Source organism: Stenotrophomonas mori (assembly GCF_023556335.1).
Classification (GTDB): domain Bacteria; phylum Pseudomonadota; class Gammaproteobacteria; order Xanthomonadales; family Xanthomonadaceae; genus Stenotrophomonas; species Stenotrophomonas mori.
Window position 1 is genome coordinate 695,921 of the sequence record NZ_JAIKTS010000001.1, and the last position, 19,688, is coordinate 715,608.

The 19,688-nt window shown below is 70.8% G+C and carries 16 protein-coding genes; 8 read left to right on the forward strand and 8 right to left on the reverse strand.

All coding sequences use genetic code 11. The features are described from left to right. Positions 1 to 46 precede the first annotated feature (46 nt). The gene (locus K5L01_RS03045) at positions 47 to 1,573 is read left to right on the forward strand and encodes a calcineurin-like phosphoesterase C-terminal domain-containing protein (protein ID WP_250061839.1); all 1,527 of its coding nucleotides are present in this window, start codon (positions 47 to 49) and stop codon (positions 1,571 to 1,573) included. Positions 1,574 to 1,591: 18 nt separating this feature from the next. Here K5L01_RS03045 and K5L01_RS03050 read toward each other — a convergent pair whose 3' ends face one another. Both K5L01_RS03050 and K5L01_RS03055 read right to left on the reverse strand, forming a co-directional pair. Beyond that, positions 1,592 to 2,536: a C13 family peptidase gene (locus K5L01_RS03050; protein WP_250061841.1), complete on the reverse strand. Its 945-nt coding sequence runs from the start codon at positions 2,534 to 2,536 to the stop codon at positions 1,592 to 1,594. A gap of 110 nt (positions 2,537 to 2,646) precedes the next feature. After that, positions 2,647 to 3,915, reverse strand: coding sequence for an amino acid permease (locus tag K5L01_RS03055; protein ID WP_250061843.1), 1,269 nt, complete (start codon positions 3,913 to 3,915; stop codon positions 2,647 to 2,649). Positions 3,916 to 4,137: 222 nt separating this feature from the next. On the opposite strand from K5L01_RS03055, the gene K5L01_RS03060 reads away from it, so the two are divergent. Together K5L01_RS03060 and K5L01_RS03065 are read left to right on the forward strand one after the other, a co-directional pair. After that, positions 4,138 to 5,958, forward strand: coding sequence for a DUF885 domain-containing protein (locus tag K5L01_RS03060; RefSeq protein WP_336254073.1), 1,821 nt, complete (start codon positions 4,138 to 4,140; stop codon positions 5,956 to 5,958). A 448-nt stretch (positions 5,959 to 6,406) separates the two neighbouring features. Beyond that, positions 6,407 to 7,462 carry a metallophosphoesterase gene (locus K5L01_RS03065; RefSeq protein WP_250061846.1) on the forward strand — a complete coding sequence of 352 codons (1,056 nt, stop codon included), beginning with the start codon at positions 6,407 to 6,409 and terminating at the stop codon, positions 7,460 to 7,462. Positions 7,463 to 7,539: 77 nt separating this feature from the next. On the opposite strand, the gene mtnC is transcribed toward K5L01_RS03065, so the two are convergent. The 5 genes from mtnC to K5L01_RS03090 all read right to left on the reverse strand — a co-directional run bounded on the left by mtnC (position 7,540) and on the right by K5L01_RS03090 (position 12,596). Then, positions 7,540 to 8,238, reverse strand: coding sequence for an acireductone synthase (mtnC, locus tag K5L01_RS03070; RefSeq protein ID WP_250061848.1), 699 nt, complete (start codon positions 8,236 to 8,238; stop codon positions 7,540 to 7,542). Positions 8,239 to 8,336: 98 nt separating this feature from the next. Further along, positions 8,337 to 8,891: a 1,2-dihydroxy-3-keto-5-methylthiopentene dioxygenase gene (locus K5L01_RS03075; RefSeq protein WP_250061850.1), complete on the reverse strand. Its 555-nt coding sequence runs from the start codon at positions 8,889 to 8,891 to the stop codon at positions 8,337 to 8,339. Positions 8,892 to 8,957: 66 nt separating this feature from the next. Continuing rightward, on the reverse strand, positions 8,958 to 9,599 hold the full coding sequence (locus K5L01_RS03080) for a methylthioribulose 1-phosphate dehydratase (RefSeq protein ID WP_250061852.1): 642 nt from the start codon (positions 9,597 to 9,599) through the stop codon (positions 8,958 to 8,960). Positions 9,600 to 9,616: 17 nt separating this feature from the next. Further along, the gene (locus K5L01_RS03085; RefSeq protein ID WP_250061854.1) at positions 9,617 to 11,056 is read right to left on the reverse strand and encodes an amino acid permease; all 1,440 of its coding nucleotides are present in this window, start codon (positions 11,054 to 11,056) and stop codon (positions 9,617 to 9,619) included. A 64-nt stretch (positions 11,057 to 11,120) separates the two neighbouring features. Further along, a complete protein-coding gene (locus K5L01_RS03090) occupies positions 11,121 to 12,596 on the reverse strand; it encodes an amino acid permease (protein ID WP_250061856.1) in 1,476 nt (491 codons plus the stop codon). Between the two features lie 180 nt (positions 12,597 to 12,776). Here K5L01_RS03090 and K5L01_RS03095 point away from each other — a divergent pair, with 180 nt between their 5' ends. Then, the gene (locus tag K5L01_RS03095; protein ID WP_425603818.1) at positions 12,777 to 13,334 is read left to right on the forward strand and encodes an NUDIX hydrolase; all 558 of its coding nucleotides are present in this window, start codon (positions 12,777 to 12,779) and stop codon (positions 13,332 to 13,334) included. Between the two features lie 154 nt (positions 13,335 to 13,488). Here K5L01_RS03095 and serA read toward each other — a convergent pair whose 3' ends face one another. Continuing rightward, the gene (gene serA, locus K5L01_RS03100; RefSeq protein WP_250061858.1) at positions 13,489 to 14,730 is read right to left on the reverse strand and encodes a phosphoglycerate dehydrogenase; all 1,242 of its coding nucleotides are present in this window, start codon (positions 14,728 to 14,730) and stop codon (positions 13,489 to 13,491) included. Positions 14,731 to 14,935: 205 nt separating this feature from the next. Between serA and K5L01_RS03105 the strand changes: the two genes are divergently transcribed. Genes K5L01_RS03105 through K5L01_RS03120 form a run of 4 tightly spaced genes read left to right on the forward strand, consistent with a single transcriptional unit; the run spans position 14,936 to position 19,683 of the window. Continuing rightward, a complete protein-coding gene (locus K5L01_RS03105; RefSeq protein ID WP_250061860.1) occupies positions 14,936 to 16,324 on the forward strand; it encodes an FAD-binding oxidoreductase in 1,389 nt (462 codons plus the stop codon). A gap of 50 nt (positions 16,325 to 16,374) precedes the next feature. After that, complete coding sequence (locus K5L01_RS03110) at positions 16,375 to 16,674, forward strand: DUF2388 domain-containing protein (RefSeq protein ID WP_250061862.1); 300 nt, start codon at positions 16,375 to 16,377, stop codon at positions 16,672 to 16,674. Beyond that, a complete protein-coding gene (locus K5L01_RS03115; RefSeq protein WP_250061864.1) occupies positions 16,671 to 18,518 on the forward strand; it encodes a DUF7844 domain-containing protein in 1,848 nt (615 codons plus the stop codon). Before K5L01_RS03110 ends, K5L01_RS03115 begins: the two co-directional genes overlap by 4 nt. A 28-nt stretch (positions 18,519 to 18,546) precedes the next feature. Then, positions 18,547 to 19,683, forward strand: coding sequence for a two-component system sensor histidine kinase NtrB (locus tag K5L01_RS03120; RefSeq protein ID WP_250061866.1), 1,137 nt, complete (start codon positions 18,547 to 18,549; stop codon positions 19,681 to 19,683). Positions 19,684 to 19,688 lie beyond the last annotated feature (5 nt).

Genomic DNA, 19,688 nt, shown 5'->3' on the forward strand with positions numbered 1-19,688 from the left:
GCCGGCGCGATAATGCCGGCCTGTCCGTTCACCCGACGAGGCTTCCATGCGCTTTTTCCTTTCCGCCGGCCTGCTGCTGGCCGGCCTGCCGTTCGCGGCCGCGGCCTCCTGCGTGGAGGGCACGGTGTTCGAGGACCGCAACGGCAACGGCCGCCAGGATCCCGGCGAAGGCCCGCTGGCCGGCATCCAGGTATCCGATGGCGAGCACATCGTCCTCACCGGCCGCGACGGCCGCTACCGGCTGCCGGCGTCGGCGCAGTCCACGGTCTTCGTCATCAAGCCGGCGCGGTACCGTGCGCCGCCGCGTGCCGACGGCCTGCCGGACATCTGGCGCCCGCGCGCGGGCGAGGCCGGACAGGCGCACTGCCGGCCGTTCGCGCTGGCGCCGCAGCCCGACGCACCGGCCGATTTCCAGGTGCTGGTGATGGCCGACAGCCAGACCGCCAGCGCCGTCGACGTGGACTACTTCGAGCGCGACCTGGTCGCACCGCTGCGCGGCCGGCACACGGCGCGGCTGGGCATGACCCTGGGCGACATCACCAGCGACGATCCCGGGCTGTACCCGCAGCTGGTGCAGGTGGTGACCTCGCTCGGCGTGCCCTGGCTGCACGTGCCGGGCAACCACGACATGGACCTGGGCGCGACCAGCGATGCCGATTCGCTGGACAGCTACCACCGCCAGCTCGGCCCGGACACCTATGCCTGGGAAGAACCGTCGATGGTGTTCATCGGCCTGGACGATGTGGTCGCCCGCCCGGGGCGCAGGCCAGCCTATGTCGGTGGCCTGCGCGAGGACCAGTTCCACTTCCTGGAGGCCTACCTGGACACGCTCGCCGACGACCGGCTGGTGGTGCTGGGGCTGCACATTCCCCTGTTCGATCCGGGGTTCCGTGCCGAGGACCGCGCGCGCCTGTTCGCGCTGCTGGAGCGGGTCCGGCATCCGCTGGTCCTGAGCGGGCATACCCACAACCAGAGCCAAGTGTTCTGGGAGGCGGCGCAGGGCTGGAAGGGCCCGCGGCCGCTGCACGAGTACAACGTCGGCGCGGCCTGTGGTGCGTTCTGGTCCGGGGTCAAGGACGCGCAGGGGATTCCCGACGCCACCATGTCCGACGGCACGCCCAACGGCCACGGCCTGCTCAATGTCGGGCCGCAGGGGCGTTACAGCGTCGAGTACCGCGTCGCCCGCGCCTCCGAGGACCTGCAGATGGCGCTGCACGCGCCACGGGTGCTGCGCCGCGGCGCCTACCCGGCCTGGGGCGTGTACGCCAACGTGTTCATGGGCTACGAGGGCCTGCCGGTGGAATTCCGCGTGGACGCGGGCGACTGGCGGCCGATGACGCGGGTGGCACAGCCCGATCCGCGGCTGCTGGCGGAGAACATGGCCGACGACCAGGCCGACAGCCTGCGCGGCTACGACCGTTCGCCGGAGGCGCGGCCTTCCACCCACCTGTGGCGTGCACCGCTGCCGACGGGCCTGGCGGTGGGCGAGCACACCGTCGAGGTGCGGACCACCCTCAACGGCCGCGTATACCAGGCCAGCACCCGCTACCGCCTGGCGGATGCCCGGCCCTGAGCCCGACGCCGGGTCCGGCTAGGGCGGCGCGTCCGGCGGGGAGGCGAACGGGTAGGGAACGGGCGCGCCGGGGGGAACCCCGGCGCGCCAGCGTGCCAGTACCGGGAGGATCGCCCGGCCGGCGAAGAACTGCGGGTGCGACGGCTGCTCGCCCTCCTGCCTTTCCCGCTGCCGCACGCTGGCGCGGGCCATGGCGAAGGCGGCGGCGAAGTCGTTGGTGGCATTCAGCGCCTCGACCAGGAAGGCGCGGCCGAACCAGGTGGCGCTGTCGGTGTTGCCGCAGCCGAAGGACGGACGGTCCCTGCGCGCGGCGGTGATGACCATGCGGTCGGGGGCCTTCAACACCGGCACGAATCCCCCCGAATAGCAGGCCGACACCACGATCACCGCGTTGCCGATCCCGGCGTCGTCCAGCAACTGCGCGAGGTCCTCCGGCGCGAGGTAGTCCTCCTCGTCCGGACCGGTATGCAGGTAGACGCTGCTGTCCTCCAGGCCATGGCTGCTCAGGTACAGGAACAGCACGTCCTCGCGCGGGTCCAGGGTGCGCCCCAGGGCATCCAGCGCGTAACCGAGGCTGTCATAGGTGGCCAGCGGCAGCGCTCCCTCTGCGTCGAGCGTGTCCGGCTGGTTGGCCAGGGCCAGCATGCGCCCGTCCGCCCCCCAGCGCTGTGCCGACAGCTGCCGCAGGTAGGCGACCTCGTTGCGGAACACGTCCTCGTCGGCATCGCCGGCCACGCCCAACACATAGACATCGGTCACCCCCGGGCGCTGCGGCGGCAGCCGGTCCAGTGCCGCGTCGAGCAGGGCCAGCTGCGCGCCTTCCAGCGTCGGCGTGGTCGGTTCCCACGGCGGGAGGTCCGGGGTCCGGGCCAGTGCCGGCCAGATGCCGCAGACCAGCGCGCCGGCGAGCGCGATGGCTCGTGCGTGGCGGGCGAGACGGGTGGCCGTGCGGGTGACGGGCATCATCGATGCAGGGAAGAAGCGGACATGACGATCCTATCGCGGTCCATGCCGTGCATCGCCGGCATGGCCTGCCATGACCGGAAACGGAGCCGCGGGACGGCCCGGCGGCCTCATTTCCGCCGCTGCCGGAAGTAGACCGGCAGGCCCGCCACCACCAGGCCGGCGCCCCACAGCAACGCTTCGGCACCGATGCCGCCCAGCGCATACAGGCTGAAGGCCAGCGCGCCGGCGGCGGCCAGCCGCGAAGCACCGCCGCTGCCGCGCCACAGCCAGGCGGCCGCTCCGGCAAGGTAGGGCAGCAGGGTGGCGGCGGTGGACAGCAGCACCGAGAAGGTGAACAGGTCCACCAGCGAACGGTGGTAGTTGCTGATCACCAGGACCGATGCCAGCACGCCGCTGACAAGGATGCCGAAGGCCGGCGCGCCGCGCCGGTTCTCGCGCGCGAAGGCGCGCGGCAGTACCCCGTCGCGGGCCGCGGCCAGCGGCAGCTGTGCGGCCAGCAGGGTCCAGCCGTTGAGCGCGCCCACGCAGGACACCGCCATCACCAGCGCCAGCAGCACCCCGGCGGCCGGGCCCCACAGCGCGGCCGCGGCATCGGCCATGGGGGCGCTGGAGCGCGCCAGGGTCTCGGCCGGCAGCAGGCCGAGCACGACCGTGCAGGCCAGCACGGTGGCGATGCCGGCGATGGCGGTGCCGGCGACCGTGGCCCGGGCCACGGTCCGCGGTGCATCCTGCACCGACTCGGCCGGCACCGTGGCCGCCTCGAGCCCGATCATGGCCCACAGCGTCAGTGCCACGGTGGCGGCGGCGACACCGCCCAAGGGTTGCCCGCTGGGATTGAACGGCCGGTAGTGCCCGGCATCCACGAACCACAGCGCGACCAGGCCGAACAGCAGCAATGGCACCACCTTGAGCACCGTGGTCAGCAACTGCATGCGGCCGGCCTCGCGCAGGCCGGCCAGGTTCACCGCGGCGCACAGCCACAGCGCGGCCAGGCTGCAGCCGGCCGCGCGCAGCGGCGTGGCGGTCAGTGCCGGGAAAATGGCGCCGACGCTGCCGGCGAACGCCACCGCGATCGCGGCGATGGCGCACCACATGGAGATCCAGTAGCTCCACGCCACCATGAAGCCCGGCAGCTCGCCAAACGCGTTGCGCGCGAAGACATAGGGGCCGCCGGTCTGCGGCCAGCGCCGCGCCAGCCGCGCGAACGTGAGCGCCAGCAGCAGTGCACCGCACAGGGTCACCCCCCAACCGATCAGGCTGGCCGCGCCATAGGGGGCAAGTGTGGCCGGCAACAGGAAGGTGCCGGAGCCGATCATGCTGCCCACCACCAGGGCGGTGGCGGACCAGAACCCCAGGGGGCGGCGGGACGTCGTCATTCGGAGTGGAGCTGGAAGGCGCGCTCGCGGGCACCGGGAGGTGCCGCCGGGCGGGCGGGGAAAGGGGACGGCGGGCCTGCCGGGGGCGGGCGCCGGGTGGGCGCGGATTATGCCGGTTTGCCGGCCAGGCCGCGATGCCGGCACGGCAATGACCTTTGGCCCTTTCGCCGGCCCCAGCGCTGCGCGGACGCTGGCGGCCTCATTGCATGCGATGGATCCCCGATGACGCTCCGCCCCCTGGCCCTGTCCGTTTCCCTTTCCCTGGCCGCCGCGCTGGCCGCCTGCTCGCCGTCGTCGCCGCCGGCAGACGGCGCGCATGCCGGGCAGGCGCCGCAGGCCGACAAGGCCGCGCAGCTTGACCGGCTCTATGCCGACTACTGGGAGGGCGTGCTCAAGCTAAATCCGCTGCAGGCCACCTTCCAGGGCGACAACCGCTACAACGACCAGTTGCCCGACGTCGGCTCGGCCAAGTTCCGCGCGCAGCGCCGGGCCTTCACCCGCGAGTGGCTCGACAAGGTGGAAGCGCTCGGCGACGCCGGCCTGAGCGGCCAGGGCCTGCTCAGCTACCGCATCTTCGTCGAGGAGCAGAAACAGGCGCTGGAGGGCGAGAAGTTCCCCGACTGGATGCTGCCGGTCAACCAGATGGGCTCGACCGTGAGCTATGCGGTGATGCTGGGCTCGGGCCAGGTGGCGCAGCCGTTCAAGACCGTGGCCGACTACGACAACTGGCTGGCGCGCGCCTCGCGCATTCCGGTGCTGCTGGATACCGAGATCGGCAACATGCGCGAGGGCATCAAGGCCGGCGTGGTGCAGCCGCGCGTGCTGATGGAGAAGGTGGTCCCGCAGTTCGACGAGATCCTGGCGGCCAAGCAGACCGAAGACAGCCCGTTCTGGGGGCCGATCAAGGCGATGCCCGAGGACTTCCCGCAGGCCGACAGGCAGCGCCTGACCGCGGCCTACCGCACGCTGATCGTCGACCAGCTGCTGCCGGCGATCCGCAAGCAGCGTGACTTCATCGCCAACGAATACCTGCCGGCGACCCGCGACACCGTCGGCCTGGATGCGCTGCCCGACGGCAAGGCCTGGTATGCCTTCAATGCCAGGGAGAGCACCACCACCGCGCAGACCCCCGAGCAGATCCACGCGATCGGCCTGGAGGAAGTGGCGCGCATCCAGGGCGAGATGCGCACGGTGATGGAGCAGGTCGGCTTCAAGGGCTCGCTGCAGGCGTTCTTCACCTTCATGCAGGACGACAAGCAGTTCGAGTTCCCCTCCGAGCCGGCGCTGCTGGAGCACTACCGCGGGCTGGAAGCGACGATCGAGGCCAACGTGCCGAAGTTGTTCTCGCTGACCCCGAAGGCCGGATTCGAGATCCGCCCGATCGAGGCGTTCCGCGCGCAGGCGGCGGCCGGCGGCGAATACATGTCGCCCAGCGAGGACGGCAGCCGGCCGGGCATCTTCTACGTCAACACCTACGACCTGCCGACCCGCAAGACCTGGGACGCCGAGGACCTGTTCCTGCACGAGGCGATCCCGGGCCACCACTTCCAGATCGCGCTGCAGCAGGAACTGCAGGGCGTACCGGCGTTCCGCCGTTTCGGTGGGCAGACCGCCTTCATCGAGGGCTGGGGCCTGTACGCGGAGAGCCTGGGCAAGGAGCTGGGCGTCTATACCGACCCCTACAGCTACTTCGGCCGGCTGCAGGGCGAGCTGTGGCGCGCGGTGCGGCTGGTGGTGGACACCGGCCTGCACGCCAAGGGCTGGACCCGCCAGCAGGTGCTGGACTACATGTTCGCCAATTCCTCGGTCAGCGAACCGGACGCCATCGCCGAGGCCGAGCGCTACATCGCCTGGCCCGGCCAGGCACTGGCGTACAAGACCGGCGAACTGAAGATCCAGGAACTGCGCCGGCGTGCCGAGCAGAAACTGGGCGACCGGTTCGACATCCGCGAGTTCCACGCCGAAGTGTTGAAGGACGGCTCGGTGCCGCTGGACGTGCTGGACGGGAAGATCGACGGCTGGATCACCGGCAAGGCCCCGTAACGCCGAGCATTGCCCCTCCCGGGCCGGCCGGGCAGACCCCGCCGGGCATGGCCCGGCGCTACAAGGAGGCAACGCTCCTTCTGTAGAGCGGGGCCACGCCCCGCTGGCGCGTCACCGGTCAGGCCCGCCGGGCACGGCCTGGCGGCAGGGAGACAACGCCGCCTCTGTGCGGGGCCATGCCCCGCTGGCGCATATCGGCATTCTCGGCCAGGCGTTGCCCGGCGCTACACGGGCGGCATGCGAGAGTAGCGGCCCTCTGTTCGTTCTCTTCCGGCGGGGCGCTCGCCGCTGCCGTGGTGCATGTCGATGATCGTACTGGTACTGCTGATTCCCCTGCTGCTCGCGTTCTGGCTGTGGTGGCCGGCGACCGCTTCCGCGCGCGGCCAGCGCCGCTGGCATGCCGGCATCACCCTGGCCTCGGGCCTGGTGCTGCCGTTGTTGGGGGGGGGTGTGGCGGCTGGATGTCTTCGGCGATGTGGCCGGCGCCTGGGTGCAGCTGCTGTTCGGCTGGCTGCTGGCGGTGTTCGTGCTGATGCTGCCGATGGTGCTGCTGCGCGACGCACTGTGGCTGCCGTTGCGCCTGCTGGGGAGCGGGGCGCGTTGGCGCGCGTTCCTGCATGGCATGGGGCTGGCGCGGGCCATTGCCATGGCGAGCGTGCTGCTGGCCACGGTGGGCGTGGCCAACGGCCTGAAGCCGCCGCAGGTGCGGGAGCGCGAATTGGCGCTGCAGACCCTGCCGCCGGAACTGGACGGCCTGCGCGTGGCGGTGCTGGCCGATATCCATGCCAGCCCGGTCAAGGGGGCATGGCGCACGCAGCGCATCGTCGATGACGTGCTTGCGGCGAAGCCCGACCTGATCGTGCTGCCGGGCGACATGGTGGATGGGCCGGTGGCGGGCAACGCCGTCAATGTCGCCGCCCTGGCCGCACTGCAGGCGCCGCACGGCGTGTGGCTCGCGCCGGGCAACCACGAGTACTACAGCGACTACGCGGCGTGGATGGCGCACTTCCGGCAGATGGGGCTCGGTGTGCTGGAGAACCAGACGGCGACGCTGGACATCAAGGGCCGCACGCTGGCGGTGTCCGGGGTCGGCGACCCGGCGTTCCATCGCGGCGGCCTGGCCCGGGGCGGCATCGCGCCGGACATCCCGGCGGTGGCGCGGCAGGCACGGGGCAGCGATTTCCACCTGCTGCTGGCGCATCAGCCGAAGCTGGCCGGGGAGGCGGCGGCCAGCGGCGCGGTCACGCTGCAGGTGTCCGGGCATACCCATGGCGGGCACATCCTCGGCATGGACCGCTGGCTGGTGGCGCCGTTCAACGACGGCTATGTGCGCGGCGACTACCGGGTCGGCGCGATGACCCTGTATGTCAGCCCGGGGGCCGGGCAATGGGACGGGTTCAGCGCCCGCCTGGGCGTTCCGGCGAGCATCGATGTCCTGGTGCTCCGTCGCGACGACCGCGCGCGGCCGTCCGCGCAGCCACCCTCGCGGCGCCAGCGACGCTGAGCGGCCGCCCGCCGGGACCACCGTCTCGGCCTGCACATCGATGCCGGAGCCCGGTCCACGGCACCGGCGCGCGGCCTTCAGAGCACGATCTGGGTGAAATCCTCCACGCGGGCATGATCGTGCGTGGCTTCGCCGGTGCGCGGAACGGGGTAGTCGTCGCGGCGGTCGAGCAGCACGGTGCGCAGGCCGGCCTCGCGCGCGGCATCCAGTTCCTCGACCACGTCGGACAGGAACAGGATGCCCTCCGCGGCGGTGCCGATGGCCGTGGCGATGCGCGCGTAGCTGGCGGCCTCGCGCTTGCCGCCGATCTCGGTATCGAAGTTTCCGGCGAACAGTCCGTTCAGGTCGCCGGCGTCGCTGAAACCGAAGAACAGCTTCTGCGCAGCTACTGAGCCGGAGGAATACACGTACAGCGGGATGCCCGCGGCATGCCAGGCCTGCAGCACGCCGGCCACCTCCGGGTACAGGTGCGCGGTGTAGTCGCCGTTGCGGTAGCCGGCATCCCAGAGCATGCCCTGCAGCGCCTTGAGCGCGGTGTGCTTGCGGTCCTGGTCGATCCAGCCCTGCAGCGTCTCGACGATGACCTCGTCCTGGCAGGCGCCCGCCGCGATCTCGGTGGCCACCGCATCCAGCCAGCGGCGTACCTCCGGTGCCTGGCCCTGCGTACGCACGAAGGCGGGCAGCGCCGCGCGGGCGTAGGGGAACAGCACCTGCTTGACGAAGGAGATGCTGGAAGTGGTGCCCTCGATATCGGTGAGGATGGCGCGGATGGTCATGGCGGTACCTTGGTCATTGCGTTCCGCCGTCAGGCGGGCGGGGGCCGGCTGCGGCTGCAGGGCCGCCGGCCGGCGGCGGCCCGGCTCCGGGCCGCGGCTCAGCGTGCGTCCGGGTCGTAGCGGGGAAACTTCTGCGCGATGTCGGTGCCGGTGAAATGGCCGACCCAGCCGTCCGGCTCGGTGAAGAAGCGGATCGCGACGAAGCTCGGTTCGGCGCCCATGTCGAACCAGTGGGTGGTGCCGTCGGGCACCGCGATCAGGTCGTCCTTCACGCACTCCACCTCATAGACCCTGCCGTCCACGTGCAGCGTGAACAGGCCGGACCCGGCGACGAAGAAGCGCACTTCGTCTTCCTTGTGGTAGTGCTCGTCGAGGAACTTGGTGCGGATCTCGGCGCGGTTCGGGTTGTCCGGGGCGATCGAGGCCACGTCCACGCTCTTGAAGCCGTGGGCGGCGACCAGGCGGTCGATGTCCTCGCGGTAGGCGGCGAAGACTTCTTCCTGGCTGGCACCGGGGGCGACCGGGTGGCGGGCCTGCCAGCGTTCGAAGGTGACGCCGATCTTCTCCAGCTCGGCGGCGATGACCCCGCCGTCGCGGCTGTCCAGCAGCGGCGTGGCGGGATCGGTGTCGTTGAAGATGCGCAGTCGGCTCATGGCGTCGGCTTGAACGTGTCGTTGGGGAAGGGGGGCGGCGGCCGTCGTCCGGCGGCGCCGGAGGGGTCAGGCGCGCAGGCGCCGAAGCTCCAGTTCGCAGTGCAGCAGGAACTCGAAGGCTTCCAGGTGGCGGCGGGCTTCGGCCATGTCGCGGCCCCAGGCATACAGGCCATGGCCGTCGATCAGGTAGCCCCACATCGGCGCCTTGTCCAGCGCGGCCTCGACCTGGGCGGACAGCACGCCCATGTCCTGGGTGTTGGGGAACACCTCCAGGTCCACGGCGGTGTCGTGGGTGGTGTTGCCGTGCAGGGCTTTGAGCAGCTCGTAGCCTTCCAGGCGGATGCGGCCGTCGCCGGCGTACAGGCGCGAGGCGATGGTCTGCACCGGCGAATGCGTGTGCAGGACGCAGCCGATCTCGGGAAAGCGGGCGTAGATCTGGGTGTGCAGCCGGGTCTCGGCGGAGGGGCGCAGCGGCCGTCCGACGGCCTGGCCGTGGAAGTCCACGACCATGATGTCGTCCTCGACCAGCCGCCCCTTGTCCTTGCCGGACACGGTGATCGCCGCCAGGTCGCGGCCGAGGCGGTGCGAGAAGTTGCTGCTGGTGGCCGGGGTCCAGCCGGCCTGGGCCAGTTCGCGGACGTTCTCGATCAGCAGCCGGGCCAGTTCGCTCAGCTGCTGGGCATCGTAGGGGGCAGTGGGGGCGTTCATGCCCCCATTCTACGTTCTCAGCCCTGCTTGTTGGACGACCGCAGCTTGCTGTGGCGGTGGCCGTAGCAGAAGTAGATGATGAAGCCGGTCACCGTCCACAGGCCCATCAGCATCCAGTTGTGCAGGGTCATCGCGGTGAGCAGGGCGGCGCAGCTGAGCACGCCGAGGCTGCACAGCAGCCAGGCCGCCGGCATGCGGAACGGCCGCGGCAGCTCCGGGTGGGTGCGGCGCAGCACCAGCACGCCGGCACAGACCGCGGCGAAGGCGATCAGCGTGCCCATCGAGGTCAGCTCGCCGAGGATGTCCAGCGGGAACAGCGCCGCCAGCAGGGCGATGCCGATGCCGGTGATCACGGTGTTGATGTGCGGCGTGCGGTACTTGGGATGAATGCGCGTGAACACCGGCGGCAGCAGGCCGTCGCGGCCCATGATCATGAAGATGCGCGGCTGGCCGATGATCATCACCAGCACCACCGAGGACAGGCCGATCAGCGCGCCGATCTCGACGATCACCCGCAGCCAGCCCAGCTGCGGGTGCGCGGCCACGGCGGTCACCACCGGCTCGGCGGTGCCCAGCAGCTGGTAGGGAATCAGGCCGGTCATCACCGCCGCCATGGCGATGTACAGCACGGTGCACACCACCAGCGAAAGCAGCATGCCGATGGGCATGTCGCGCTGCGGCTTGTGCGACTCCTGCGCGGCCACCGAGACCGCCTCGAAGCCGATGTAGGCGAAGAACACCATCGCCGCACCGCGCAGCACGCCCTCGAAGCCGTACTTGCCGGGGCCTTCGTTGGCGGGGATGAAGGGGGTCCAGTTGGCCGGGTCCACGTACTTCCAGCCGGCGAAGATCACCAGCAGGATCAGCCCGGTCTTGAGGATGACCATGGCCATGTTCATCGCCGAGGACTTGCGGATGCCCACGTAGCACAGCCAGGTCAGCAGCAGGACCAGGCCGGCCGCCGGCAGGTTGGCGATGGCGCCGGTCGGGCGCAGCTTCTCGTCCAGCGGCGCGTTGACCAGCGCGGCCGGCAGGTGGATGTCGAAATGGCTGAGCAGGCTCAGGAAGTAGCCGGTCCAGCTCACCGCCACCGCCGAGGCCGAGACGCCGTACTCCAGCACCAGCATCCAGCCGATGAACCAGGCCGACAGCTCGCCGAAGGTGGCATAGGTATAGGTGTAGGCGCTGCCGGAGACCGGCACCATCGCCGCGAACTCGGCGTAGGCCATGGCGCAGAACGCGCAGCACACCGCGGCCAGGACGAAGGACAGGATGATCGCCGGGCCGGCGTGGTGCGCCGCGGCCTGGCCGGTGATGACGAAGATGCCGCCGCCGATGACCGCGCCGATGCCCAGCGCGGTCAGGCCCCAGGGCCCCAGGGTGCGGCGCAGGCTCAGGCCGTCGGCCTCTTCATGGGCGGCATGCGGATGTTTGGTGGCCCACAGTTGCTTGAACATGTTGCGTTTTCGCTCGTCGGACGTGCAGGGGGGAACGGCCGGCGCGGGCGCCGGCCGGAGGGAATCAGACGTTCTGGTTCAGGTGGCTGTGGCGGATGCCGTAGCCCAGGTAGATCAGCAGGCCGAGCACGGTCCAGCCGACGAACAGGTGCCAGTGCACCACGAAGGCCTGCAGGAACAGCGCCAGGCAGGCCAGCGCGCCCAGCGGGCAGAGCAGCCACGGCAGCGGGACCTTGAACGGGCGCGGCATCTGCGGCCGGGTATGGCGCAGCACCAGCACGCCGATGCAGACGGTGGCGAAGGCCAGCAGGGTGCCCATCGACACCAGCTCGCCCAGCACGTTGAGCGGGATCAGCCCGGCCAGCGCCGCGGCGAGCACGCCGACCATCACGGTGCTGACGTAGGGCGTGCGGAAACGCGGGTGGACCTTGCCGAACACCTTCGGCAGCAGCCCGTCGCGGGAGATGGTGTAGGCGATGCGCGACTGGCCCATCATCATCACCAGGATCACCGAGGACAGGCCGGCGATGGCGCCGATCTCGACCGCGGTCTTCAGCCAGGACAGGCTGGCATACGGTTCCAGGGCGGTGGCGACCGGCTTGTCGGTACCCAGCAGGTTGTAGGGCATCAGCCCGGTCAGCACCGCGCACACCACGATGTACACGAGGGTGCAGATCGCCAGCGAGCCGAGCAGGCCGATCGGCATGTTCTTCTGCGGGTCCTTGGTTTCGCCGGCGGCGGTGGAGACCGCGTCGAAGCCGATGTAGGCGAAGAACACGATGGTGGCGGCGCGGAACACCCCGCTCCAGCCGAACTGGCCGAAGGTGCCGGTGTTCTCCGGGATGAACGGTTGCCAGTTGCCCGGGTCGATGTAGTGGATGCCGAAGCCGACGAACAGGCAGATCACGGTGATCTTGATCGCGACGATCACCGCGTTGACGAAGGTGGACTGGGTCACGCCGATGTAGAGCAGGCCGCTGATGGCCGCCACGATCAGTACCGCGGGCAGGTTGAACAACTTGCCGGAGGCGACGAACTCGCTGCCGGTCCAGGCCAGCGGCGCGGCACTCAGCGCATCCGGGAACGGGACGTTCAGGGTCGTGGTGAGGAAGCTGATCAGGTAGGCCGACCAGCCCACCGCCACCGATGCCGAGGCGAACAGGTACTCCAGCACCAGGCACCAGCCGATGAACCAGGCCATGCCCTCGCCGAGGGTGGCGTAGGAATACGAATAGGCGCTGCCGGAGACCGGCATCATCGCCGCGAACTCGGCGTAGCACAGCCCGGCCAGCGCACAGGCGAGGCCGGCGAACACGAACGACAGCATCACCGCCGGGCCGGCATGATTGGCCGCGGCCTGGCCGGTGAGCACGAAGATGCCGGCGCCGATCACCGCGCCGATGCCGAGCAGGATGAGGTGCCTGGCTGTGAGGGTGCGCTTGAGCGTGGCTTCGCCCTGCAGGCGGCCTTCCACCGGTTCGCCGGCGTCCACGTGGGCGGCCGGAGCGACCGGTTTGACCCTCAACAGTGTTTTGAGCATGCGTTTTTTTCCAGGCCGGGGGGATGTTGCACGCATCCGCGGGGGCGCGGACGGACGATGCTGGCTGAACTGCTGGCAACGGCCTACCTTGCCAAACGTGGCGGAAACCGACAAGCGCATGTGCAGCATGGGAAGGCGATAATGGACACCGGATCGAATGTGGCGGAGGTGCCGGCAGTCATGGGGCGAGAGCATCGGGACCTGCGCACCGCGCTGGAGGACTACGCGCGGCGCATGCCGGCGCACGCACCGCTGGCCGACGAGTTCCTGGCGCTGCTGGACGCGCCGGGCGAGGATCCGTTCTCGCGCGCGCGGCTGGACGGCCACTTCACCGCCAGCGCCTGGCTGGTGAGTGCGGACGGCGCCCGGGTGCTGCTGACCCACCACCGCAAGCTCGGCCGCTGGCTGCAGCTGGGCGGCCATGCCGATGGCGACCGCGACCTGCCGCGGGTGGCGCTGCGCGAGGCGGAGGAGGAGTCGGGCCTGGCCGGACTGCGGCTGCAGGCGGGCGGCATCTTCGACCTGGACCGGCATTGGATCCCGGCGCGCGGGACGGTGCCGGGGCATTGGCATTACGACGTCCGCTACGTGGTGGCCGCTGGCACGGAGGAGGGCTTCGTGGTGAGCGAAGAATCGCTCGACCTGGCCTGGCGCGCGGTCGACACCATCGCCGCCGATCCGCAGGCGGACGCCTCGTTGCAGCGCATGGCGCGGCGCTGGCTGGCCGGGGCAGGCTGATACCGGCGGCGGCCGCGGCCGCCTGTTGCGGCGGTGCCCCGCTGCCCGGGCCGCTCACGGGCGCCGGCCACGGCGCCGCTACCGGACGCGCTGTAGCCGGCCGGGACGCTGCCCGGCGACGGCTGCCGCCGTCGGCCGGGTGGTGCCGCGGGGTTCAGTACAGGATGCGGGTGCGCAGGGTGCCGTCGATCGCGGCCAGTTCGCCGCGGATCGCATTGGCCTGTTCCTCGGTGGCGCCGATGTCGATCACCACGTAGCCCAGCTTCGGGTTGGTGCGCAGGAACTGGCCGTCGATGTTGAGGTTGTGCCGCGAGAACACCTCGTTGAGCCGCGACAGCACGCCGGGCACGTTGCGGTGGATGTGCAGCAGGCGCAGGCTGTGCTCGTGCTCGGGCAGGGTCACCTCGGGGAAGTTGACCGCCGACAGGGTGCTGCCGTTGTCGCTGTAGCGCACCAGCTTGGCCGCCACTTCGACGCCGATGTTGTCCTGTGCTTCCAGGGTGCTGCCGCCGACGTGCGGGGTCAGGATCACGTTGTCGTGTGCGGTCAGCGGCGATTCGAAGCGGTCGCCGTTGCCCTTGGGTTCGACCGGGAACACGTCCACCGCCGCGCCGCCGACATGGCCCGAGCGCAGCGCCGCATCGAGTGCGGCGATGTCCACCACGGTGCCGCGCGCGGCATTGATCAGGTGCGCGCCGGGCTTCATCGCCGCCAGCTGCGCGGCGCCGATCATCCATTGCGTGGCCGCGGTCTCGGGCACGTGCAGGGTGACGATGTCGGCGCGGGCGAGCAGGTCGTCCAGGCCGGCCGCCGGCTGCGCGTTGCCCAGCGACAGCTTGGTCTCGATGTCGTGGAAGATCACCTGCATGCCCAGCGCTTCGGCGAGCACCCCGACCTGGGTGCCGATGTGGCCGTAGCCGATGATGCCCAGGGTCTTGCCGCGCACTTCATGACTGCCCTCGGCCGACTTGGACCAGCCGCCGCGGTGGCACTCGGCATTCTTCTGCGGCACGCCGCGGGTGAGCATGATCGCCTCGGCGATCACCAGCTCGGCCACCGAGCGGGTGTTGGAATAGGGCGCGTTGAACACCGGGATGCCGGCCAGCTCGGCCGCCTCCAGGTCCACCTGGTTGGTGCCGATGCAGAAGCAGCCCACCGCCATCAGCCGCTTGGCGTGCGCGAGCACGTCCGCGTCCAGGTGGGTGCGCGAGCGGATGCCGACGATGTGGGCTTCGGCGATGCGCGCCTTCAGCTCGTCCTCGGGCAGCGACTTGGTGTGGTATTCGATCTGCGAATAGCCTGCCGCCTTGAACGTCTCCACGGCGGTCGGACTGACCCCCTCCAGCAACAAAACGCGGATGTCCTGCTTCGGGAACGAGGTCTTCTTGGGCGACATGGGAGGAGCGCTGGCCTGCGGTGGATGGCCGTTCACTATGCCAGAACCAGGGGGCGTTTTGGTGCGCTGCGCCATGGGGAAACGCCTTGCCGGGCAACGGTTTCAATTGAATGCATCGCGCCATTGCACGCGATTGCCGGCGCGACTGGACGTGCCGTCGCCGGGCTGGCAGGCTTCCCGGTTTTCACACGCCGAAAGTTACGCCATGACCGATCCGCGCCTGGACTCTCTCCTGCATGCCTGCCCGGGGCTGCGCCTGAAGACCGACCCGGCCGACCTGGAGCATTACGGGCGCGACTGGACCCGGCGCTGGACCCCGGCGCCGCTGGCCATCGCGCTGCCGGGCAGCGTCGAGGAGGTGCAGGCGGTGGTGCGCTGGGCCAACGCGCACAAGGTCGCGGTGGTGCCGTCCGGCGGCCGTACCGGCCTGTCCGGCGGCGCGGTGGCGGCCGACGGCGAACTGGTGCTGAGCCTGGAACGGCTGAACAAGGCGCTGGATTTCAATGCGGTGGACCGCACCCTGACGGTGCAGGCGGGCATGCCGCTGGAGGTCCTGCAGAACCTGGCCCGCGAGCAGGGCCTGCTGTACCCGGTGGATTTCGCCGCGCGCGGCTCCTGCTCGATCGGCGGCAACATCGCCACCAATGCCGGCGGCATCCGGGTGATCCGCTACGGCAACACCCGCGAGTGGATCGCCGGGCTGAAGGTCGTGGCCGGCAACGGCGAGTTGCTGGCATTCAACAAGGGCCTGATCAAGAACTCCAGCGGCTACGACTTCCGCCAGTTGCTGGTCGGCTCGGAGGGCACCCTGGGCATCGTGGTCGAGGCCACGGTGAAGCTGGCCGATCCGCCGCCGGCGACCAATGTCATGCTGCTGGCGCTGCCGTCGTTCGAGGTGCTGATGCAGGTGTTCTCGGCGTTCCGCGAGCGCATGCAGCTGGAGGCCTTCGAGTTCTTCACCGACCGCGCGGTGCAGCACGTCACCGCGCACGGGGCACCGTACCCGTTCACGGAGATCCACCCGTACTACGTGGTCACCGAGTACGCCTCGGCCGATGAGGCCGGCGAAGCGGCGGCGATGGCCGCCTTCGAGCACTGCATGGAGCAGGGCTGGGTGCTGGACGGCGTCATCAGTGCCAGCGACACCCAGGCCCAGCAGTTGTGGCGCCTGCGCGAGGGCATCACCGAGTCGGTCGCGCGCTACAAGCCGTACAAGAACGACGTGTCGGTGCGGATCTCGGCGATGCCGGCGTTCCTGGCCGAGTCGCAGGCGCTGATCAACGGCGCCTACCCGCAGTTCGACGTGGTCTGGTTCGGGCATATCGGCGACGGCAACCTGCACATCAACGTGCTCAAGCCCGACGACACCGGCGATGCCGAGTTCCTCTCCCAGTGCGAGCATGTGACCACGCTGCTGGCCGAGGTGCTGCACCGTTTCGACGGCAGCATTTCCGCCGAGCACGGCATCGGCCTGGTCAAGAAGCCCTACCTGGAGAGCACCCGCGATGCGGCCGAGATCGCGCTGATGCGGGGCGTCAAGCGCGCTTTCGATCCGCACGGACTGATGAACCCGGGCAAGCTGTTCGATCCCTGAGCGGGCCCGTCCCGGTATGCTGGCGGCCCGTCCCTGATGCGTGCCCGCCGATGATCCGCCCGTTCCTGCTGCTCGCCCTGGCGTTCCTCCCGCTCCCGGCCCTGTGCTCGAGTTTCGCCGGAAGCTCGGCGGGCACCTCGGCGGGCGCATCGTCGAACGCCAGCAGCAGTTCGTCCGGCGACGACAAGGTGGTGCTGGAGGCGCGCGAGGATGCCGCCACCTTCATCGCCAGCGCCGGCGCGATCCGCGGTGCCTGGCTGGAAGCGGCCCTGCGGCACCTGCGCGAACGCGATGCCGCCGCGCGCGATGCCAGCGACATGGCGCTGGCACGGAAGATCCTGGTCTTGTGACCACCGCCGGCCGGCGCCGGCGTGGCGGGCTGGCGCTGCTGTGCGCGCTGGTCGCCGCACCCGCGCAGGCCGCACTGCGGATCGAGGTCGCCACCGAAGGCCTGTCCACGGGGGAGCGGCAGGCCAGCGCCGCGCTGGTCGCGCAGGTGCTGGCGCGGCTGCCGGCGCCTCTGCGCGATGGCGATGGCGATGGGCGGGTCCTGCAACTGCGCTGGCGCGACGACCTGCCGGCGCAGGTCGTCGGCCGCGCGCGCGGCACCGGCCTCGGCCTGGACCGCAGGCTGCTGGCGGCGCTGGACGGGACGCGCGGCAAGCCCGACCCATCCGCATGGCGGCCGGCGCAGGCGGCCTTGATCCATGAGCTGGCCCACGCGCTGGACCGCTCCGCGGCGGGCGGCTGGTCGCGGCAGCCGCGGTTCCTGGACCTGGCCGGCTGGCAGGCGCGGCCGTTGCTGCCCGGCCGTGGCCGCAACCGGTTCCTGCTGCGCAGTCCGGATGCCTACGAGCTGCGCAGCCCGGCCGAGTTCTTCGCCGTCAACCTGGAGCACTACCTGCTCGACGCCGACAACGCCTGCCGGCGCCCGGCGCTGCACCGCTGGTTCGCCGCGACGCTGGGGCCGCTCCCGGCACCGGCGCCGGCGCCGGCATGCAGCCCGGCGCTGCCGTTCGTCGACGCCGGCGAGCACGAGGGAGGCGCGGCGCTGCTGGAGCTGGACCCGGCGCGCGTCTACGCGGTGGACTACCTGCTGGCCGAGGGCAATGCGCAGCCGATGAGCCGCTGGGGCCACGGCATGTTGCGGCTGGTGGTGTGCGCGCCGGGGCGCGCACCGGGCCCGGACTGCCGGATGGACCTGCAGCACCACCGGGTGCTGTCCTTCCGCGCCTTCGTCGACGACGTGCAGCTGTCCAGCTGGCGCGGGCTGACCGGGGACTACCCGTCGCGCCTGTTCGTACTGCCCCTGGAGCGGGTGGTGGAGGACTACACCCGGGTGGAGTTGCGCAGCCTGGCCTCCACGCCCTTGCAGCTGCAGCGCGGGGAGATCGCGGCACTGCTGGAACAGGCCGCGCGGGTGCACTGGACCTACGACGGGCGCTACTACTTCATCAACAACAACTGCGCGGTGGAGACCTGGAAACTGCTGCACGCGGCGGTGCCACGGCTGGACGCCCGGCAGCGGCCGTCGATCACGCCGCTCGGCCTGCTGCGCCGGCTGGCGCGCGATGGCGCGACAGGAGCGCATCCGGGCGACCGTGCCACCGCGATCCGCGAGGGCTACTACTTCGAGTCCGCCGCGCCGCACTACCGGCAGCTGTTCGGCGACCTGCGCACGGCGCTGGGCCTGCCGCAGACCACGGTGGCGCAGTGGTGGGCGCTGCCGGCCGCTGCGCGCCGGCGCTGGATGGACGTGGACGACGAGCGCGTCCTGGCGGCGTTGCTGGTGCTTGAACAGGCGGCGGCACGGCGCGAGGAGCGCCAGGTGCGCGAATGGCTGAAGCGCGGCCTGGTGTCGCCGCGGGGCGATGCCGGCGGACGCGCGCGCGTCCGTGCCCTGCTGGAGCAGACCGGGATGCTGCTGGCGCCGGGCATGCTGGCCGGCGAGGGCTACGGCCTGCCTTCGGAGGCCGAGCGGGCGCGGCTGCGCGACGAGGTGGCCGCGCGCGCGCAGGCTGCCGGCGATGACGGACAGGCACTGCGCGGGGAGTTGCTGAACAGGCTGCCGCAGGCACGGCGCCTGGAGCTTCAGGACGTGGAAGTGAACATCGCGCGCCTGCGCCGGCAACTGCGATTGCGGTACGGTAGCGGCGCGGACGCGGCGGGCACGGAGGTGCCGGCGCGGCCGTGACCGCCAGCGGAGACCGGGTTTGAACTACATGACGTACTGCCAACCGCACCGCGACGACGACAGCGCACTGCTGGAAGGACTGAGGCGGCTGCGCTCCTGCGCGATCCTGGAGATGGATGGCGAGGGGATGATCCACGGCAGCATCGCCGGGGTGGACGCGCTCTACGGCTACAGCGGAGAGGAGCTGCGCGGACGCAGCTTTTCCTGCCTGTTCAGCCGCGCCGACCAGGAGCGGAACATGCCGGGGATGCTGTTGGCGCGGGTGCGCGAGCAGGGGGTCGAGCAGTCCGCCTGTCCGCTGGTGCGCAAGGACGGCACCCGTTTCCGCGCGGCGCTGACCCTGGAGCGGGTGATGCCGGAGGCCGGCGGTGAACGCGTGCTGATGGTGGTGCGCGATGCCACCGAGACCTTCCAGAACCAGAAGCGCATGCGCCAGGCGCAGGAAAGCGCGATGCGCGCGCAGCGGATGGATGCGTTCGGCAAGCTGTCCTTCGATCTCGCGCACGACTTCAACAACCTGCTGTCGGTGATCGTCAACAGCCTGGACATGCTGGCCGCCCGCCGCGCCGGCGACGAGGGCACGCGGCGCATCCTGGAGCTGGCGCACAGCGCGGTCGAACGCGGCGCGCGGCTGAACCGGCAGATGCTGCTGTTCGGCCGCGGCCATGCGCTGGTGCCGCAGCGGAGCCAGATCAACACCCTGCTGGAGGCCTCGCTGGGGCTGTACCGGCAGGTCTGCGGCGATGCCGTGGAGGTGGTGCTCGATCTCGGGGCGGAGCTGCCCGAGGTGGAGCTGGACGCGGGGCAGCTGGAGGCGGCGCTGCTGAACCTGCTGGGCAACAGCCGCGATGCGATGCGCGGGGCCGGCACCGTGGTGCTGCGGACCCGTGCCGAAACCCGCACGCCGGCGCCGGGCGGTGCGGATGCGCGCTTCGTCCGGGTCACGGTCGGCGACAGTGGCCCGGGGATCGGGCAGGACATCCGCGACACCGTGTTCGAGCCGTTCTTCACCACCAAGCCCGAGGGCGAGGGCAGCGGCCTCGGGTTGAGCCAGGTGTACGGGTTCGCGGCGCAGTCCGGCGGCATGGCCGAGATCGGCACGTCCGCGCTGGGCGGTGCGGACGTATCGATGTACTTCCCGGCGGCGCGTACCGCCGCCGGTTGAGTGCC

Bases quoted from the DNA above. Each gene is read 5' to 3' on its own strand.
- K5L01_RS03120 (WP_250061866.1), top strand. From the start codon at position 18,547: ATGACGTACTGCCAACCGCACCGCGACGACGACAGCGCACTGCTGGAA.
- K5L01_RS03095 (WP_425603818.1), top strand. From the start codon at position 12,777: ATGGGGCGAGAGCATCGGGACCTGCGCACCGCGCTGGAGGACTACGCG.
- serA (WP_250061858.1), bottom strand. From the start codon at position 14,730: ATGTCGCCCAAGAAGACCTCGTTCCCGAAGCAGGACATCCGCGTTTTG.
- K5L01_RS03055 (WP_250061843.1), bottom strand. From the start codon at position 3,915: ATGACGACGTCCCGCCGCCCCCTGGGGTTCTGGTCCGCCACCGCCCTG.
- K5L01_RS03105 (WP_250061860.1), top strand. From the start codon at position 14,936: ATGACCGATCCGCGCCTGGACTCTCTCCTGCATGCCTGCCCGGGGCTG.
- K5L01_RS03080 (WP_250061852.1), bottom strand. From the start codon at position 9,599: ATGAACGCCCCCACTGCCCCCTACGATGCCCAGCAGCTGAGCGAACTG.
- K5L01_RS03060 (WP_336254073.1), top strand. From the start codon at position 4,138: ATGACGCTCCGCCCCCTGGCCCTGTCCGTTTCCCTTTCCCTGGCCGCC.
- K5L01_RS03090 (WP_250061856.1), bottom strand. From the start codon at position 12,596: ATGCTCAAAACACTGTTGAGGGTCAAACCGGTCGCTCCGGCCGCCCAC.
- K5L01_RS03110 (WP_250061862.1), top strand. From the start codon at position 16,375: ATGATCCGCCCGTTCCTGCTGCTCGCCCTGGCGTTCCTCCCGCTCCCG.
- K5L01_RS03085 (WP_250061854.1), bottom strand. From the start codon at position 11,056: ATGTTCAAGCAACTGTGGGCCACCAAACATCCGCATGCCGCCCATGAA.
- mtnC (WP_250061848.1), bottom strand. From the start codon at position 8,238: ATGACCATCCGCGCCATCCTCACCGATATCGAGGGCACCACTTCCAGC.
- K5L01_RS03075 (WP_250061850.1), bottom strand. From the start codon at position 8,891: ATGAGCCGACTGCGCATCTTCAACGACACCGATCCCGCCACGCCGCTG.
- K5L01_RS03050 (WP_250061841.1), bottom strand. From the start codon at position 2,536: ATGCCCGTCACCCGCACGGCCACCCGTCTCGCCCGCCACGCACGAGCC.
- K5L01_RS03045 (WP_250061839.1), top strand. From the start codon at position 47: ATGCGCTTTTTCCTTTCCGCCGGCCTGCTGCTGGCCGGCCTGCCGTTC.